Source organism: Methanoplanus limicola DSM 2279, from assembly GCF_000243255.1.
GTDB lineage: Archaea > Halobacteriota > Methanomicrobia > Methanomicrobiales > Methanomicrobiaceae > Methanoplanus > Methanoplanus limicola.
In genome coordinates, this window is the sequence record NZ_CM001436.1 from 1,113,781 (window position 1) to 1,131,953 (window position 18,173).

General features: G+C 45.0%; 19 protein-coding genes. 9 read left to right on the forward strand and 10 right to left on the reverse strand.

The genetic code is table 11. The annotated features are described in order from the left end of the window. Nucleotides 1-8: 8 nt before the first annotated feature. Nucleotides 9-200 carry a hypothetical protein gene (locus METLIM_RS16495; protein ID WP_157202233.1) on the forward strand — a complete coding sequence of 64 codons (192 nt, stop codon included), beginning with the start codon at nt 9-11 and terminating at the stop codon, nt 198-200. Nucleotides 201-251: 51 nt separating this feature from the next. Here METLIM_RS16495 and METLIM_RS05350 read toward each other — a convergent pair whose 3' ends face one another. From METLIM_RS05350 to METLIM_RS17615, 6 genes are all read right to left on the reverse strand, one after another. Next, on the reverse strand, nt 252-743 hold the full coding sequence (locus tag METLIM_RS05350) for a hypothetical protein (RefSeq protein WP_004076900.1): 492 nt from the start codon (nt 741-743) through the stop codon (nt 252-254). 7 nt (nt 744-750) lie between these two features. Then, on the reverse strand, nt 751-912 hold the full coding sequence (locus tag METLIM_RS16500) for a hypothetical protein (protein ID WP_157202234.1): 162 nt from the start codon (nt 910-912) through the stop codon (nt 751-753). Between the two features lie 228 nt (nt 913-1,140). Further along, a complete protein-coding gene (locus METLIM_RS05355) occupies nt 1,141-2,040 on the reverse strand; it encodes a cation diffusion facilitator family transporter (protein WP_048145639.1) in 900 nt (299 codons plus the stop codon). Between the two features lie 42 nt (nt 2,041-2,082). Beyond that, on the reverse strand, nt 2,083-2,667 hold the full coding sequence (locus tag METLIM_RS05360; RefSeq protein WP_004076903.1) for an archaellin/type IV pilin N-terminal domain-containing protein: 585 nt from the start codon (nt 2,665-2,667) through the stop codon (nt 2,083-2,085). A 164-nt stretch (nt 2,668-2,831) separates the two neighbouring features. Beyond that, nucleotides 2,832-4,775 carry a type II secretion system F family protein gene (locus METLIM_RS05365; RefSeq protein WP_004076904.1) on the reverse strand — a complete coding sequence of 648 codons (1,944 nt, stop codon included), beginning with the start codon at nt 4,773-4,775 and terminating at the stop codon, nt 2,832-2,834. Then, nucleotides 4,772-7,636, reverse strand: a complete 2,865-nt coding sequence (locus METLIM_RS17615) for a type II/IV secretion system ATPase subunit (RefSeq protein ID WP_004076905.1) — start codon at nt 7,634-7,636, stop codon at nt 4,772-4,774. The genes METLIM_RS05365 and METLIM_RS17615 overlap by 4 nt, the downstream gene beginning before the upstream one ends. A 239-nt stretch (nt 7,637-7,875) precedes the next feature. Between METLIM_RS17615 and METLIM_RS05375 the strand changes: the two genes are divergently transcribed. From METLIM_RS05375 to METLIM_RS05390, 4 genes are all read left to right on the forward strand, one after another. After that, nucleotides 7,876-8,706 (forward strand): RAD55 family ATPase, encoded by an 831-nt coding sequence (locus METLIM_RS05375; protein WP_004076907.1) that lies wholly within the window; start codon nt 7,876-7,878, stop codon nt 8,704-8,706. Beyond that, nucleotides 8,703-9,401: a KaiC domain-containing protein gene (locus METLIM_RS05380; protein ID WP_004076908.1), complete on the forward strand. Its 699-nt coding sequence runs from the start codon at nt 8,703-8,705 to the stop codon at nt 9,399-9,401. Before METLIM_RS05375 ends, METLIM_RS05380 begins: the two co-directional genes overlap by 4 nt. Before the next feature lie 117 nt (nt 9,402-9,518). Beyond that, a complete protein-coding gene (locus METLIM_RS05385) occupies nt 9,519-9,737 on the forward strand; it encodes a type II toxin-antitoxin system HicB family antitoxin (protein WP_004076909.1) in 219 nt (72 codons plus the stop codon). Nucleotides 9,738-9,741: 4 nt separating this feature from the next. Continuing rightward, nucleotides 9,742-9,957, forward strand: a complete 216-nt coding sequence (locus tag METLIM_RS05390) for a type II toxin-antitoxin system HicA family toxin (protein ID WP_004076910.1) — start codon at nt 9,742-9,744, stop codon at nt 9,955-9,957. 430 nt (nt 9,958-10,387) lie between these two features. Here the strand turns inward: METLIM_RS05390 and METLIM_RS05395 are convergent, their stop codons facing one another. The 4 genes from METLIM_RS05395 to lonB are packed head-to-tail and all read right to left on the reverse strand — an operon-like array spanning nt 10,388 to nt 15,436. After that, the gene (locus METLIM_RS05395) at nt 10,388-10,642 is read right to left on the reverse strand and encodes a pro-sigmaK processing inhibitor BofA family protein (protein WP_004076912.1); all 255 of its coding nucleotides are present in this window, start codon (nt 10,640-10,642) and stop codon (nt 10,388-10,390) included. A 19-nt stretch (nt 10,643-10,661) separates the two neighbouring features. Then, nucleotides 10,662-11,963 (reverse strand): TldD/PmbA family protein, encoded by a 1,302-nt coding sequence (locus tag METLIM_RS05400; protein ID WP_004076913.1) that lies wholly within the window; start codon nt 11,961-11,963, stop codon nt 10,662-10,664. Next, nucleotides 11,956-13,287, reverse strand: coding sequence for a TldD/PmbA family protein (locus METLIM_RS05405; RefSeq protein WP_004076914.1), 1,332 nt, complete (start codon nt 13,285-13,287; stop codon nt 11,956-11,958). Before METLIM_RS05405 ends, METLIM_RS05400 begins: the two co-directional genes overlap by 8 nt. Before the next feature lie 49 nt (nt 13,288-13,336). Then, nucleotides 13,337-15,436 carry an ATP-dependent protease LonB gene (lonB, locus tag METLIM_RS05410; protein ID WP_004076915.1) on the reverse strand — a complete coding sequence of 700 codons (2,100 nt, stop codon included), beginning with the start codon at nt 15,434-15,436 and terminating at the stop codon, nt 13,337-13,339. An 82-nt stretch (nt 15,437-15,518) separates the two neighbouring features. Between lonB and METLIM_RS05415 the strand changes: the two genes are divergently transcribed. From METLIM_RS05415 to METLIM_RS05430, 4 genes are all read left to right on the forward strand, one after another. Continuing rightward, on the forward strand, nt 15,519-16,364 hold the full coding sequence (locus tag METLIM_RS05415; RefSeq protein WP_004076916.1) for a ribose-phosphate diphosphokinase: 846 nt from the start codon (nt 15,519-15,521) through the stop codon (nt 16,362-16,364). A 103-nt stretch (nt 16,365-16,467) separates the two neighbouring features. Then, the gene (locus METLIM_RS05420; protein WP_004076917.1) at nt 16,468-16,920 is read left to right on the forward strand and encodes an NOB1 family endonuclease; all 453 of its coding nucleotides are present in this window, start codon (nt 16,468-16,470) and stop codon (nt 16,918-16,920) included. Nucleotides 16,921-16,941: 21 nt separating this feature from the next. Then, complete coding sequence (locus METLIM_RS05425; RefSeq protein WP_004076918.1) at nt 16,942-17,550, forward strand: orotate phosphoribosyltransferase-like protein; 609 nt, start codon at nt 16,942-16,944, stop codon at nt 17,548-17,550. Between the two features lie 37 nt (nt 17,551-17,587). Further along, a complete protein-coding gene (locus tag METLIM_RS05430) occupies nt 17,588-18,049 on the forward strand; it encodes a chemotaxis protein CheW (protein WP_004076920.1) in 462 nt (153 codons plus the stop codon). Nucleotides 18,050-18,173 lie beyond the last annotated feature (124 nt).

The window sequence follows — 18,173 nt, forward strand, 5'->3', positions numbered from 1 at the left end:
TATTATAAATGGAGAATGGATTAGTATTAAGAGTTATCATTTTAGGTTTGAAGCATGCCCATAATGTGATAAAGAGAACAGAAAGTTCAGAATGTGCTATAATAGCTTTTTCAACAGAGAAACTGATACGCGGAATATTCACCCTCATAATCTTTCAGGGATTTTACCCCCACGCCACCATAAAAACAGAGACGAAATGAGAAATAAATAATCAGACGAATATCACCGGTAAGGCTGAAAAACAGATCTCATTACCTCAATTCAGAATCCGACAGCAGGACAATATCAATATTATTTCCGGAATCTGATGCTGTATCACCGGACAATTCAGATTCAATTCTGACATATCTACCATCAGAATAGAAGGAAAATCCTGAAAAATCATCAGATGCGCAGATTACATTCTGCTCAGGGTGAGTACCCCTCATAATGCCGCACCCCGGCACTATTTCCGGTCCGGCAGAGACAACCATATTCAGCCTCGATGAACCCGGATGACCTTTAGGGAGCACCATTACCGGCACATTATACTCCCGGATCAGTTCAAGGAGCATAAATGCCTGTCTGGGATCACCACCCTCAGGTGCAGATACGGCAATGAGGTCATCTTTACATACAGTCTGACAGAGTTCCTTATCAAAAGTCTCGATAAAAAGAACAAACAGACGCTTCGCTCTTCCAATAAGAATAAAAGAGTTTTTTCCTTTCAGAAGAAGATTTCCTTCCTTTAAATCATACTTCATTGCCCGGTCATACCAGAGTCACATTTTCAGACTGACATGAAGGACATACCGGATGCCTGCCCACAGCCTCAAATGTTGTACCACAGTCATTGCAGCGGTACTTTTTACCTTTGAGACGCTCAGCAAGTTCTACATCCATTGGTCCGCCTACAGAACACATAGTTTTCAATATAGTCAGAACACCGGATAAATGTTTTGAAAAAAATTGAAATTTTAAGATTCAACATCAGGTTAAATCTGGCATTTAAGATCAGTATTGGCATAAACTTCAGTAAAAACAGGAATCCAGGCTGTGACAGAACTACAACTGCAAACTCATGTTATTTATGCATGCCTCCAATTAAAGGGCATATTGGGCTTATTTCTATAACGTTTGGGCATTGTGTCACAGCCCGAATCATCTCTTATCCGGTTCGATATGAATGGTGACATAAATCTGCCCGTAATGCCTGTAGAAATGCTCCTCAATCTTTTCGGTGAGGGCATGTGCACTCACCACATCCATATCCGGAGGAACAATCAGATCAAACTCAACATGCCTGTCAGGGCCGGATTTCCTCGTCCTGATTCTGGCGTAACTGCACGATTCCCCGCAGTACTGAAGGATAATATTCTCTATTTCACGGGCATCCTCAGGCGGCAGGGATTTATCAGTTAAATCCCAGAATGACCTCTTTACAAGACCATATGCAGTATGAATAATTATCAGTGAAATTCCGACTGCAATTAGCGGATCAATTATCTCAAGTCCTGTTATCTTTATGAGAATCAGACCGGAAAATACACCAAGGGATGTATAAACATCGGTTCTCAGGTGCCATCCATCACTTTCAAGGGCGATTGAACCGGTTTCATCTGCAACCTTAAATAATCTGGAAGAGACAATCCAGTTTGCACATGCAGAAATGAGCATCACAATGATACCGACTGTAAGAAATTCCTCAGATAGTAATTCTCCGCCAAATACCAGTTTCTGAAGTGCCTCCCAGAGAATGATCCCTGCGGCTGCGAAGATTAAAAGCGCCTCGGCCATTCCGGAGATGTCCTCATATTTACCATGACCATACGCATGGCACTTATCAGGAGGCATCCCTGATTTCTTTACAGAGATAAACGCAATCCCCGAAGCAATCAGGTCAATTCCTGAATGGATCGCCTCAGAGATGATACCAATTGATCCTATTGAAATTCCGGCTATAAGCTTAAAAACAACAAGAACGGAGTTTGATATAACTGAAAGAGCGGCGACATTTTTCTTCCTCTGATTTATTTCACCGGAATTCAGACTGTCATTCATATTCAAAAGAAAAAATCCTCCGGAATAATCCGGATATATCCATTATGAAAGGACATTTATATTGTCAATTCCCCAGGGGGCACTCCTGTGAATGATAAATGTCGTGGTTTTAGGGGAATTCATCTCAATTCTGAAGTCCTGCCCGGGTTCAAGTTCCTCACCGTCAGTCAGATTGAGATAGACAGTATAAACCTCATTAGCCTCAAGATATGTGTCCCCCGCTGCGGTTGCGGGTTTAATATCAATAATCCCCCAGTATCCTTCATCTATCATAGTACTGTCATAAAAAGGGACATTCTGATCATATGTTCTCAGATATTCAGAGGTACTGTAAAGCAGAACCATATTCTCAAAAGAGATGGGATTATTACCGGAAGATATTCCGACATTAAACCGGATTGCACCTATTCCGTCAACACCCTCCTTTTTAATCCCGTGTACACTGCCGAGAAGAACAGGAGTGGAACCGGTCTGCGAAATAGTGGAGTACAGCACCCTCTCTGTAGTCTGAGTTGTAAAATAGCCTGCCCCGATTACGGCAAATGAAAAGACCGAAGCCACAACTACGAATGCAATCAGGACTATTGCGGCCTCAAGGCCTGTAAAAGCTTCAGAATTCTCCCGCATCACAAACACAAACCAGACTGCCGTCAATAAGAAAGCAGAACTTAGAAGATATCTACGTTACTATTGCAAAAAATGGTATATAGTCGTTTTGAGTGTGACAATATTTCTTAAGCCCTCCGGCATTCACAGGCACAGAAATATTGCAGGCAGAAAATTTTAAAAAATCAGATGAATAGATTGAATATTATAAGCGCAACCAGCAGGAGAATAACAACATGCTTAATTCCGGCCTTAACAGACCCTTCACCCATCTGTCCGGCTATAAGTCCGGAGAAGAAGGCCTGTATCAGGCATGTATGGTACATAAGCCTCCTGAATGAGTCGACTGCCATTGTGGATGTCTGGGAAAAAGCACCGCCGGATGCTCCAACAGAAGCGCCCGATGCACCGGTTTCAGCCATATTTTCGATAATGGAGAGGAAATTTGTATTCAGAACTGATACTACAAAGACAAAGACGAAGAATGCCAGATATATGATGACCGTATAGATGAACATCTCTCCGTTCCTCTCTTTTTTCAGAGTCTCAGTCATTCTGGCATCGCTGGATGCAATGTTTAACACCTCCCCGATGTCCCCGCTCATCTCACTTGCCTTTGTTATCAGAGTAACCGTTCTTGCAATGGTTGCAGTCTTAATCCTCTTCTCAAACCTGTAAAGGGCATCATTTACACTTGCTCCCCAGTCTATATCCCTCTTGATTCTCTTAATCTCATATGAGATAAGACCAAGATTGGCCCTGACAAGAATCCCGATTGCTCCGGCAATCGTCATTCCCACACGGTTGATTCCGGCAAGTCTGTCAAGGAAATCCGGGGTGCTCCCCTCAATGCTCCTGACCCTCTTCCTCCACAGTTCGACAAATATCGCATATGGCAGCAGAACAATCAGAAGCGCAATGATCAGGTGATCGTCAATGACTGCGTAATATATCTCAGAATCAGAATAATGCGGGGTATTCAGGAAGAGTAAAAGCAGATAAACTGCTGCAATAGGAACTGTTACATAAAGGATGCGCTCCGCCCGATCTTCAAACCATTTCAGAGGGTCTTTTAAGAATTCCTTAATTTTCCTTGACCGTTCATATTTTTCAAGGTCCTTAAATTTCTCCTCTTCACCGCCGGGAATCCTGACAATTGCAACATCAGAAAATTCCTTCAGTTCGGTCGCTTTCTCGTACCTCTCAACCTTTTCATCCTTTATACTGACCATATCCAGAAAGAGCATGAACATGACCGCGCCTATAGGAAGAAGAAGATAGGTTATTGCAGTAAGCTGAAGGGTAGCAGAACTGCCGACCATACCCATCACAACCATAATAATTATCAGAAAGAGAGGGCCTGCCACAAAAACGGTCACATAACTCTCAGCCACCATCTGGAGCAGTGAGAGAAACTGCTTCTGCTCAAACCTTGCCTCATCCTGATAGAGACGAACACGGGTCTCAAGATAGGTGGAAACATTGCCTCCGCTGTTTATCACCGAAATCAGATCCTCAAGGAAATCCTTAAACTTCTCAGAGGGGGTCGTAAGGCTCAGGTTTCTGAGAGCTGCAAGGATATCAAGGCCAAAATACTCGGCATCCCTTACAACCTGTCTGAATTCAATTGCAACTTCACCGTAAATGTCAGCATTGTCAGATATTGATTTAAAAATTGTGAGGAGTTCTGCCCCGCCTCTCCTCATAGCATAAAGATATGAGACCGCGTTGTGCAGTGTGAGATTGATCTTGGTGGCACGTGCATTCTTCTGCATTCCGGGAAAAATCAGCATGATAAAATACGAAAAAAATGTCCCGATAACAAAAGCTACCAGAAATGCAAATATTCCTACATACAGGCGCATATTACCTACAAATGAATAATCAGGGGTGGGTAGGTTAAAAACATTGTATATCTGAAGCTGAAATCCCGGAATAAAAAAAAGGGAAGAGACCAGATATCCTGCAACACCAAGCGCCAGCCCGGCACAGAGTGATATGATTATTGCATAACTGAGGAACCGGTGCAGAGTAATACCGCTCCTGGATGACACCAGATCGCCATGAAGTGTGAGATAGGCATCCTTATTCCGTGAGATTTTCCGGTCAACATACCTGTCAATTATCATATCAGTGCCTTCTTAAGGTCATCGAGATTTTCAAGAACTTTTCCCGGATTTATCGCATAGGACTGCACAACCCGTGTAAATGAGATATAGTCCCTCATACCCTGGTCATGCATGGCATCAAGTATCTTCATCCTTTTCTCAACCTCTTCAGACATCTCCTGATTGCTCCACCCACGTATCTCCATTATATTTGAGTAAACCTGTGATCTTCCCTTATAGCTATGGCGGTCTGAGATGGGATCATATTCAAAGACGGTATTGACCCTCATACTTCCTGTTGAAGGATCTATTCCTATAATTTCAACGATCTCCATCGAACGTCTCACCCTGTCCTGCCCCCTGTAGATGAGTGACTGGATACTCACAATATCAAGCGCCTGAACCATATTTCTCGGAACATTTAAAGGAGGATTCTCAAGCCTGTGTATGGCAGCATCGACATTGTTTGCGTGAAGTGTCGAAAAGGTTGTATGTCCGGTATTCATCGCCTGAAAGAGCGTTTGGGCCTCCATACCCCTCACTTCACCGACAAGGATGTATTCCGGCCTTTGTCTCATTGCGGCTTTTAATAGGTCAAACATATCAATCTTTGAAGCGTTTGACTCACTTACGGACTCTCTGGTGACGCTTGCGATCCAGTTGTCATGAAAGAGAGTAATCTCCCTTGTATCCTCAATGCTGACGACCTTCGCAATCGGAGGAATGAAGAGGGATACGGCATTGAGTGAGGTTGTCTTTCCGCTTGCTGTGCCACCGACAAAGAGAAGACTTTTGTTGTTCTCAATACCAAGCCAGAAATATACCAGTTCATCTATGCTGAAAGTATTGAGTTCAATCAGTTCAACCGGGGTGAAAGGCTCCTCCCTGAACTTTCTGATTGTAAAAGATGTACCCCGGCTTGTAACCTCTTTCCCAAGTGTCAGCTGAAGTCTGGAGCCGTCCGGCATTGTAGCATCAAGCATGGGCTGAGATACCGATATGTGCTTGCCAGACCTCTGGGCAAGGGTGATTGCAAGTGAGTACAGCATCTCCTCCTCAAACTTCAGGTTTGTCTTCACATTGTGGTACCTCCTGTGATAGAGGAAGATCGGAATATCGGCACCGTCACAGGATATGTCCTCAATGTTTGGATCTTTTATAAGAGGTTCAAGCTTTGACCAGCCGAGGAAATTCCTGATCAGGTAGTACTGGAGTTTAAAGAGAGAATTGTCCTCAAGGGAAACATGGTATTCCTTCAGAAGATCTGCCATCTTCTCCATAAGAACTTCCTTTCTGTCCTTCAGGAGATCTTCATCCGTAAGAATAAGCACGTCTCGCATATCCTCATAAAGCCTTTCTGCAAGTTCGTGCTCAAACTCTGTAAGCGCGGGTTCAAAGAGAAGATATTCATTTAAGCCGGACACTACATTTTTTCCGATGATAACCTTTGTTGCTCCCTCCTCTATCCAGTAGCTCTCAACTTCTTCGTAGCCGTCCGGAATTTTGGCATCGAGAAGAGTTTCGTCAGTCTCAGGGTGGTAAAATCTTACAGGCTCTCTTTTTTTGACGCTAAATCCGGACAGTAAGCCTTTCTTTACCGGTATTTCACCGTTCAGGGTATTGAGAAGGGAGTCTTTTTTATCAGGTCTCTTTTTTCTGCCAAAAAGTCCTCCAAACGATTTTTTCTTCCCTTTATCATTGCCCGGTCCCATGCCCGAATCTTCAGGTTCAATTTCAGGAATTAAAGGGGCAGTGCTGCCGCCCGGAATAAATACAGCAGCCTCAGCGGGATTTTCATCCCTTATAACCGGAGTAATCTCTTCTGACCGGGACTCTGATAAAGTACCTGCCGGCTCTTCAGAAGGTGCTTCATCCGCATCATCCAAAAGACTGCCACCATTACCGGAAGTCTCAGGGGAGACAGAGAGAGCTTCTGGAGAGATTTCGGGGGGAATTTCAGGGGAAGTATCACCGTCAGCCGGGAGCACAGGGGCAGCATCACCGCTGTCATCCGCAGGAGGTTCAGGCGAAGGTTCTGGAGAAGCAGGTTCTGAAGTCTCAGGGGAGACAGAGAGAGCTTCTGAAGAAATTTCAGGGGAAGTATCACCGTCAGCCGGGAGCACAGGGGCAGCACCACCGCTGTCATCCACAGGAGATTCAGGCGAAGGTTCTGAAGAAGCAGGTTCTGAAGTCTTAGGAGAGGCAGAGAGAGCTTCTGAAGAGATTACAGGGGAAGTATCACCGTCAGCCGGGAGCACAGGGGCAGCACCACCGCTGTCATCCACAGGAGATTCAGGCGAAGGTTCTGAAGAAGCAGGTTCTGAAGTCTTAGGAGAGGCAGAGAGAGCTTCTGAAGAAGGGGAATCAGAAGAATCAGCTGAAGAAACGGCTGAAAATCCAGGTGACGTCTCAGCATCGTTCTCCGGGATTTCTGAAAATGAAGAGATTTCAGGAGAGCCGGAAGATACTTCAGAATAATCATTATCTGCACCGGCAGGATTTCCGGAAGACACAGCAGAACTTTCAGGTCTGCGGGAGATTACAGGCCATAAAGGCCCGGCAGCTGAGGGCGAAGGAGAAGGAGCGGTTTGACCGCTGCCATCAGAAACGGCAGAGTCTGACAGATTATGAAACTCAAACATTTCAGGATTCTCTGCCCCTTCAGGAACTCCGGCCTTCTCACCCTCTTCTGTGGATTCCGGCGGACCATAATCCACCGGTTCTGTTATGCCTTCTGAATTATCCGGGCCAAAACCCCGGGTCTCTTTCCCGTATGCTTCGCCGGACGTCCGGTTTAAAAGATCATGTAGTTCAATATCATCCTCTTTCCGTACAGAATTCTCTTTATCCCCTTTATTCTTCCCAAACCACTTAAATGCCAAAACCTTACACCTTCTCCTCTGACTATGAAATAATATTAATATATGATATTGCAGGCTTATCTGATAACTTCAATTGCAATTAACTGGTATATAATCTATTTTATTGACCCGGATAAAAACAGATACATTCATACGAATTTTTCCGCGGATTGTACCTTTAAGGCCCGCACCATGCATCAACTTACCTCTGATCTACAAACACAATATTTAGATAAAAAACCACCTATTAGTTAATTATTATGGAAGAGGTTACGGCAGAGAGAATGCCAACCGGAATTTCCTCACTTGACCCGGTACTGGACGGCGGCATTCCCCCGGGGTCAGTAGTTCTTCTTTCAGGCACCCAGGGGTCAGGGAACAGGGAATTTGTGTACAGTTCTATAATATTCCTTGCAAACATGAAAAAATCCGGCCAGATTAGGGAGAACACAATTCTTCCGGGAGAGATAGCATATATTACATTCACAAGGCTTTCATCATCAATTCTAAAAGAGATTTCACTCTCATTTAAGAAAGATCTGATCGTGGGAATAGAGGAAAATGTCAGGTTTATAGACCTTTCCGAGATATACTTTGAATCAACGATAGTGCCAACCGGATGGTACTCCGATTCAACAATACTTGAGAGGTTCCAGAAAAAATCGAGCGATGACAGCCTCATAGGTGCACTTGCCGCAAAACTTAACGAACTGCCGGATAAAAGCCTCATAATAATAGATTCAATATCTGATGTCGCAACGGGATTTAGCGACCCCAACGGATGGAAGGAGATTGTCGGATTTTTAAGAGGGCTACAGAGAATTTCAAAGAAGTGGAATTCTACAATTATGATCCTGATATCAGAAGGCATACTTCCGGAACAGAAGTTCATGGAGATAGCAGACTGCTGCGATGCACTTGTAAACTTCTCATGGGAAGAGAGTTCAGGCAGGAAACGCCAGAGGATTATGTTCTTTGAGAAGTTTGCCGGAGTTATGCCCCACCTTGAAGAGAATGACCTTGTAAAGTTCGGGGTAAAGATCTCACCTGAGGCAGGTTTTGAAGTCAGCAATATCAGGGTAGTCATATGAAAAAAGAGAGAATATTTATGGGAATTCCCGGCCTTGACGAGATGATGGGCGGAGGAATAATTAAAGAGAGCATATGCACCATAATCGGGACATATGGTACAGGTAAGACAACATTTGCCCTTGAATTTCTCTATGAAGGTCTTAAAAATGATGAACCGGGAGTATTTATCAGTCTTGAAGAGGATGCCGATATAATATACGAGAAGATTGATGACCGGGGTTATGACATCGAACCATATAAGGACAAATCATTCTTCGTCCTCAAACTTGACCCGACTGACTTCAATATATCCATAAACAGCATAAAGAACGAACTTCCTGACCTTATAAAGAGCGTCAATGCAAAAAGAGTCGTAATTGATCCTATATCTCTCTTTGAAGGACTCTTTGATGACGAAGCACTCAGAAGAAAAGAGATGTTCAGGCTGTTTGAACTGCTGAGAAAGATGGAATGCACTTATGTAATGACAACGGAGTCTGAAAAAGGTGATTTCTTCTCAAGCAAGTATGGCCTTGTTGAATATCTCGCAGACGCCGTTGTAATTCTCAGATACATACGCCCGTCTGATCTCTCAGAGGTCCATACAGCAGTTGAAGTGGTAAAGATGAGGCGCTCAAACCATTCAAGGGAGATCAAACCTTACGAGATAATGGAAGATAAAGTGAATGTATATTCAGAGGCCGGGATATTCTGATCACTCTGATTTTTGTTATTTTTGGGCAGACACTGAAAATTATTTTATCCCGTGAAAATCCGGAAGAGAGCAGATACCAAAATAATATAATCTGATACGTTAATATAAAAATTAACGATGACTCAGTACAGTGTCATAATTGAAAAGGACGAAGACGGTTACTTTGCCCATGTACCCGCAATTCAGGGATGCTATGCTCAGGGCGACACTTATGAGGAAGTACTCATAAATATTGAAGATGCCATTATACTTCATCTTGAAGATATCATAAAATCCGGGCAGGAAATTCCAAAAATACATCACATTAGCCTGACAACCGTAGAAATTCCCGGGTGACACCATGGGCAGAACCCCACGTGTTGATGCAGCTAAAGTATCCGGAACACTCAAAAAGCATGGATATGTACCTGTCAGGCAGAGCGGGAGTCACAGAATATACAAAAACCCGGATGGGATCAGAATTACTGTTCCAATACATTCGGGTAAAATAATACATCCAAAAATCCTTAACAAAATTTCAGAAGACACCGGAATACCCCTGGATGAATTCAGGTGAGAATATAACAATCTCATACTCACAGGAAATCTCAGGTATAAAGCCTTAATAATCGTTTCCAGACATTATATCTATAAAAAATCTAACTTTGCACTGTAAAAACAGTATTTTTCAGAGTTGGTTAATCTTTTTAACGAAGTACCAGGCTATCTTTGCAGAGTCTCCGACATCAACACAACCATTGCCATTGAAATCAGCCTCAGGCAAGATTTCGGGGACCTTTCCGGCAACCATAAATGAGACCCTAGAGACATCACCTATATCAACATATCCGTTTTCATTGAATATCGGGAAATATCAGCCTGCATGAACCAATATGCAAATATCGGGAAATATCAGCCTGCATGAACCAATATGCAAATATCACCAGAACAGGCAGAACAAGCAAAAAAAGATAGAATCAATAAATTATCAGATAACTTATTGTCAACTATACAGCAATTCCAACTGCATTGAGGAGAATTAAGAGTATCGCACCCGGAAGTCCGCCTATAGCACAGATTATGACGGATGCCCATGTAACCTTAAAGGTCTCCATACCCAAAATTCCAAACTGACTTACAACTATCAGAGTAATTATACCGACAATCGAATTGATTATCAGGGTTGTGACATTTTTCAGCATATACCATATGAAAAATACAATCCCGACTGCGATCAGAATTGTAATTATTGTTCCAATCATGATTTCACTCCTGTCATAGTTACTTACCAATTATTCGTATAGTATTAAACCTCACCGACGGAAGTTTTGATGAGCCAATCTCTCTTGAAGACTCTGAAAGTCCCGCAATATTCTTCATCATCTCAAAGAAATTACCGGATACCATAGCCGACCGTACAGCAGTGCCATACTCTCCTGATTCCATCCATGACGTATTTGACAGTTCAAGTGAAAAGTCACCGGTAATTGTATTTGCAGTGTGTGCACCTACGACATCATGGACATAGAGCGCTTTTTCATCGAAGATATTGCTTCTCTCACCGTCAACATGCAGATTATGCATCCCGATTGACGGCAGTCCCCCGGCGCCGCCCCTCTTTGCACTTCCGGTAGACTCTTCACCATATCTGTATGCAGTCTTTAAATCATATGCAAAGGATTTCAGGACACCATTTTCAATAAAATCAATTTTACGGGTCGGAACACCCTCTGCATCAAGCAGTGTGCTCCCCTGGCCGTCCATCGGATCGTCATAGACACAGAGGCATTCATCAAAGACCTGCTCACCAAGCTTTCCGGCAAGGAAGGACCTGTTGGAATGGACGTTTCTGCCGGAAAATGAGGGCAGAAGTATGGAGCCCAGCAGCTGGCTGAATGCTATAGGTGAGAAGATTATATCATACTGCCCCGATTCAATCTCCTCAGCATTTACTGAATGGGCGGCAAGAAATGCAGCCTGTTTTCCGGTCTCCTTTGCGTCAATCCTGTCTGTAAAACAGGCCGAGTCAAATTCATAACCGGTGGATGTACCTGATATTGCCTCAAGGGAGACAGAAACGCGGCTCTTTTCCCGGGCATAAAATACACCTTCAGAATTTAAGATTACAGAGTAGCCCGTTCCAAGAGAAGAACCTCCGCCGGCGATATTGACATCAAACTCCGAGGCACCCTCTTTCATCTCCTCAATAAAGGATGACGCAACCGAAATATCGGGATCTAAGGAGCTGTCAAAAATATCCAGATCTATATCGCTTAGAGGTACAGGAGAGGGAAGGCCTTCCCACTTCTGTCCTGTCGCAAGTTTTGCGCTCGCCTCAGCGGCTGCAAGGCATTCCTGCCATCTGTCAGGGTTGCCTGTCGTGGAGGAGCCAATCTTTCCATCTTTAATCAGCCTGATGCCGATACCGAATGACTCTGACCCCCCGGCCTCGCCAATTAAATCACCCTTAAGCTGTGCCTCAACACCACTGCCGCCGGCTAAGAAGATCTCAACCTCATCAGCACATTTCCGCCCTTCCCTTATGATAAGATCAGAGATCTCTCTTATTTTTTCTTCATTCACCGCAACCACCTACCACAGCATCATTAAGCAGAATATGCGGAGAACCATCTGTAACAGGTACGCTCTGCCCACCCTTGCCACAGTATCCGGGTGTCATTTTTTTGTCATTGCCGCAGAGACCTATATTATGCATGGTCTTTAAGATGTCTCCCGAAAGTGAGACGTCCCTGACCATCCCTGATAATTCCCCGTTCTCTATCACATAGCCGTATTCCGCATTGAACTGGAAGACTCCCCTTCCGGGATCGACCTGACCGCCGCGTGAGCCTTTCAGAAGTATTCCGTTTCTGCACTCTGAAATTATCTCATCATACGAGGAATCGCCGTTCTCTATGTATGTGTTGCTCATCCGGACAAGCGGAACCTCGCCTGACTGCCCCCTTGCATGCCCGGCATCGCCGTCACCTACAACAGCAAGAGTCTGACGGTTGTGAAGATATGCACTTAAAACGCCGCTTTTGATAATTTCTGTCCTGACCGGAAGAACACCCTCGGAATCTACCGGCATAAAACCAAATTCATGCAGAGTGGGATCATCGACAACAGTCAGGTTCGGACTGCCGATCTTTTCGCCAATCATTCCCTTAATGACCGAGATACCCTCTTTTACAAGGTCGCCCTCACTTGCGTGGCCGATAGCCTCATGAGCAAATACGCCTGCAAGCTGCGGGTCAAGAACAGCGTTCATTTTTCCGCCCTTTGCCGGAGAGGCATCAAGAAGAGCAACTGCCCTCTCAGCCGCCTTTGTGCCCATATTCTCCTTATGTCTGAGGTTTAGGCCGGAGATTGTATGCTCACTCTCCCTTGCGGCCTGCATCACACCGTTTCGCCCTGCAACCGCCGATATAGAGTATCCCGAACGGCATATGCTGTATGAAAATTCAGCACCGGAAGAGTTCTCAAATGAGACAGTGCCCGACCCTTCGGAATACCCGGCACGGGTGCTTACAATACCATCGATCTTTCTGGCCTCCGACTCTATTGCAGAGAGGAGGGAACATTTCTCCTCCAGAGGGACAGATAAAGGGTTCTCCTTCATCGCAGGCATTGGCAGAATTCCGGATTTCACATCACCGAGTTCTACATCCTCCACAGTCACCATCGCGTGACGGAGAGCCTGACTGATGTATTCATCCTTCTCCTTTCTGCTCTTTGCACTGTAATTGTCAATAGTTACAATCCCCCACCCGTGAATGCCAAGCACCCGGAGAATTGCGGTATCAAAAAACGATGTTCCCGCAGATTCAACCACGCCGTTGTCAATATCAATGTGCGTGGAAGTGCCGGCAGTGTGCCTTATATCATAATATCTTGGTTCTTCCATTCAGGACCACCTGTAACATTAAAAAATAAAAAAATTGGTTGAAATTTATTCAGAGTCCGGTTGAAGAGGTGAGATTGCCGGAGATAGACTCGATGAATTCAGAAGGCTTCATATTTGCAAGTTTATGCAGTTTCTCCATGAAGTCCTCCTTCCTCTCAGGCACAAGAGCGATTTCAAGCACCTCTTCTATTGTGCTGACCGGAATTATCTCTACCATATCCCTGTATCTGTCCTCTATCAGGACATCATCAAGGTTTGATTCCGGAATTATGACCGTCTTTATACCAGCCTTTGCCGCGGCCTCAATCTTGTAGGTTGCGCCGCCTATAGGCAGGACATTGCCCCTTACAGAGAGAGAACCAGTCATTGCAACATCCTGTCTTACAGGTATACCCTCAATTGCGCTGATGACAGCGGTTGCAACACTGATTGAAGCGGAATCGCCCTCAACACCGTTGTAAGTGCCGATAAACTGGATATGAATATCCATATTCCGGATGTCCTTTCCGGTAAACTTCTTCAGGATTGCACTGACGTTTTTAATAGACTCCTGTGCAATCTCCTTTAAAAGTCCGGTTGCGATAACATTGCCTGTTGCACCCTGTGTCGGGGTTGCCTCAGCCATTATCGGGAGCACCTGTCCTGAGTCGTGGCCAACGACTGCAAGGCCGTTGACCCTGCCGACCGAAGTTCCTTCAACGATTGTCAGGTCATATTCGCGGCTTCTTCTGGTGTATTCATCGGAGATCTGATCCTCTACAGACTTTGCAATCTCCTTTGCCCTTAAGACATGCTCAGCTGTTGTTATCTCTGAATTATCCTGCCTTGCCATATCGCCGGAGACCCTGATAAGACCGCCGATGTCACGCAGCTTGAGCGTCAGATGACCCTTGCGGTTGCTTCTCCTTCTGGCCTCCCTCATAATTTCCTCAATGGCAGACCTGTCAAACGGAGGAATCTTGCCATCATTTTTGACTTCCTGGGCAACGAATGTTATGAACTTCTTCTGGTTCTCAGGTGTATCAGGCATGGTGTCCTGCATATAGACCTCATAACCATATCCCCTGATCCTTGAACGCAGTGCCGGGTGCATGCCCTCCATAGCATCCAGATTTCCGGCTGCTATCATTATGAAACGGCATGGCACAGGTTCGGTCTTGACCATTGCACCGCTTGAACGCTCACTCTGTCCGGTGATTGAGAACTCCCCTTCCTGAAGTGCTGTAAGCAGATTCTGCTGTGAATGTGGGGTCAGTGTATTGATCTCATCTACGAAAAGTACACCCTTGTTGGACTTGTGAATTGCTCCGGCTTCAACACGGTCATGTGCCGGTGTCTCAAGTCCTCCGGACTGGAACGGATCGTGCCTGACATCTCCGAGGAGTGCGCCGGCATGTGATCCTGTTCCGTCAATGTATGGTGCTGTGCTGTCAGGTGTGTTGGAGACGAGAAGTTTTGGCACCATTGCCTCTTCTTTCGGCCTTGAGTACTGGAGTGCCATGAATATGAAGGCAGCTCCGATGATACCCATAAGGAGCTGTCCGGTAATTATCGCATAGCCCATGATTCCGAATATAAGAATCATTATAAGGGTATTTCTCGTCTGCGCCCTCTTCTTCGCCTCTGCTTTGTGGGCAGCGACTATCTCCTTGCCTCTGCCGGCTTTTACGGACCTGATTATCGGGTTATTAGAGTCTTCGGAGTTCGGATATACGAGTATATCCTGCATCTCCTCTTTCGGAAGAAGTTCGGCCATTGCCTTTGCAAGCATTGATTTGCCGGTACCGGGGGTTCCGATCATCATAACATGACGCCTCTGGATGGCGGCCTTCTTTATGACCTCTACTGCATGCTCCTGACCTATAACCTGGTCGATGAGCTTTTCGGGCACCTCAATCTCGGAAGATGAATGGAGGCTTTCAAGCTCAATATCCTCCGGCTTAATCTTCGGCTCTTCTTTCTTCTCCTCCGTAATTTCTTCAGAACCTACAACTGATACATTTGGATTGTCTGTTATTGTCTTGTTATTATCCTGATTTATGCTCCCCGTGGTTTCGTCAGGTGACAAAGATTCCCCTGCACCACCCTGAATATTGACCTCAGGAGAGACATTATCAATATTGGGATTTATTTTATCGTCTTTTTCCATTAACTGGTTAACCTCACATAAGCGATAGTTCTTAAATGATTCTTTGTGATAGTTTAAGTACTTTCTAGAACAGGTAATTGAAATGAAGATAATCGGAAATGAAAAATCACAGGTTCTCGCGGCAAAAACAGCCGGGATTTTAGGTGCGGAGCTGCTGCCGGTTGAGTTTCGAAAATTCCCTGACGGAGAACTTTTTCTGAGGGCAGAGGGCATTGGCGATGAGATAACCATAATCGGAAGCATTGTTGACAGCGACTCTTTTGTTCAGCTCCTGCTCCTGATAGATGCCTGCGAGAGGGCAAAAATCACCCTTGTTATTCCGTATATGGGATATGCACGGCAGGACAAGAAGTTTCATGACGGCGAACCCATCAGCAGCCGGGCAATTGCAGGCGCACTGTCACGTAATGTTTCAAAGATTTATACAATCAATATCCACGAAGAGTCAGTCCTTGATTTCTTTAATACAGATGCCGAAAACCTCTCACTCGCACCGTATATGGGCAGGTACATTAAAGAACTCGGCCTTGAAAATCCCCTTGTCCTTGGACCGGACGGTGGTGCAGCCGAGTTTGCAAAGGCAGTTGCTGACGGGAACGGATGGGACAGTGACCATCTCGTAAAGACAAGGCTCTCCGGCACCGAGGTAAGGATCGAACCAAAGACCATTGAAGCGAAGGGAAGGGAAGTTGTATTTGTTGATGACATCATCGCAACAGGCGGCACACTTGCAAACGCGGCTTCAATGCTTATGGCACAGGGGGCAGCAGGTGTCCATGCGGCATGCGTCCACGGTGTCTTTGCAAAGGGCGGCTACTCAAAACTCTGTTCCTCCGGGCTTAAATCAGTTGTATCAGCCGATACGATTGAGTCGGCATCAAGTGTTATCTCAGCTGCCCAGTGCATAGCTGATGCACTCCGGAGATAAAATAGGATAATTCAGGGAATTAAGCCGGAAGGAGAGGCAGGTATAGAGATGAAAACGGCGAAATACGAAAAAATAAAGAAAATATCCGGAATCAGAAAATATTATGATAATTCTTGACTCATCATTCTTTTTTACCGATATCCCGCTCAGTGAGAAGGCACTGATACCTCCGTCGGTGCTCTCAGAACTTAAGGATTTCAGGTCAAAATGCCGTTTTGAGACACTAAGTCAGTGCATGGTATCGGTGGAATCACCTTCGGCAGAGTCTCTTGCGCTCGCAAGGGCGGGTGCGGAGAAGACGAAGGATATAACCGTGCTCTCGGAGACCGATCTTGAAGTCATCGCACTTGCGATAGAGAAGAAGGCTGAGCTTGCAACCGATGACTTTGCAGTATCAAATACCGCCCAGTATCTCGGCATAGAGGTAAAGCCAATCCAGCAGAGAAAACCTGCACTCAGAAAATGGAAATACAGGTGCAGCGGATGTGGAAGGTATGCCGGGGATTCGGGCATATGTGATGTCTGCGGATCAGAGATCAAAAGAAAGCTTAAATGATTGAAAACAAATCCTATTCTTATGTCATCCCTTGAAGAACTTGTCGGAAAAGCGAAGATGCTGCATTCTGAAGGAAGAAGCACAAGCCAGATTGCAGATGAACTGAGCCTCTCCGCAGAGACCGTCACCTGGCTTTTAACGCAGCAGAAAGGCAGTGAAGCGCCAAAGGACGTTTTAATAGACTGGTCTGCAATAAGCGGACATGCGGATATGTTAAAAGACTCCGCGTTAATGATGATTAAACGGTATTACTACTCCTTAGATGATAATGGAGAAGATTACTGTCCGCCGGAAGTTGTAATAGGAATTGCGCATTCCGGAATTCCGCTTGCAACTCTCATTGCAGCAGAGGAGAACTGCCTCTTTACGATGTTTCACCCGAAGAAACACGCAGCCGGAGAGCATCCGGCAGGCTCACTCAACAGCAGTTTTGCTGAAGTGGCAAACAAGAACTGCATCATTGTCGATGATGTCATCACAAGCGGGAATACTGTGACCGAAACAGTCTCATATATTAAAAGCCACGGCGGAAATCCGGTTGCGATTCTGGTGCTCTTCAATAAACTTGGTATTAAAGAGGTAGATGGAGTTCCCTTGATATCACTCGTAATGATAGAGAGAATTGACTGATAAAAACGGATAAATAAGATTTAATTAAGGAGAAATTATGGCAATTATTGATGTGGTGGTCTTTGAGATCGGGGGTACTCTGTATGCACTCGATATACATCTGGCAAGAGAGATAGTTGAGATGATGCCGATAACGCCTGTCCCAAGGGCGCCGCTGCATATTGCAGGAATCATCAATTTAAGGGGGGAAATTACAAACATAATTAAACTCAATGAGATCCTCGCCCTTCCCGAGAATGAGGACAGGGAAAACCAGAAGATAATTGTGCTTATGTCAGATGAATCAGGAGGCTCAAATCTTGGAATCATCGTTGACAATGTTCACTCTGTCATTCAGGTAGATGAAAATACCATTGACAAAATGGACTCTGCATTCTCAAAAGAGGCATATGTCAGGGGGATCATTAAGGAGAGATCGGATCTTGACGGTGAGGAGAAGACCGAGCTTATAATATGGATTGATCTTGGGCTGATCCTTAATGCCCTCAAAGAGGAATAATCTTTTTTTCACCGATATAAGCCCTTAAACAGCACTGAATCTTTTTTAAGGCACAGTATATTGTCTCATTATGAAGGAAAACTTCCGGAAGGGAAGAGAGGATGATAGAACATCTGAATATAAA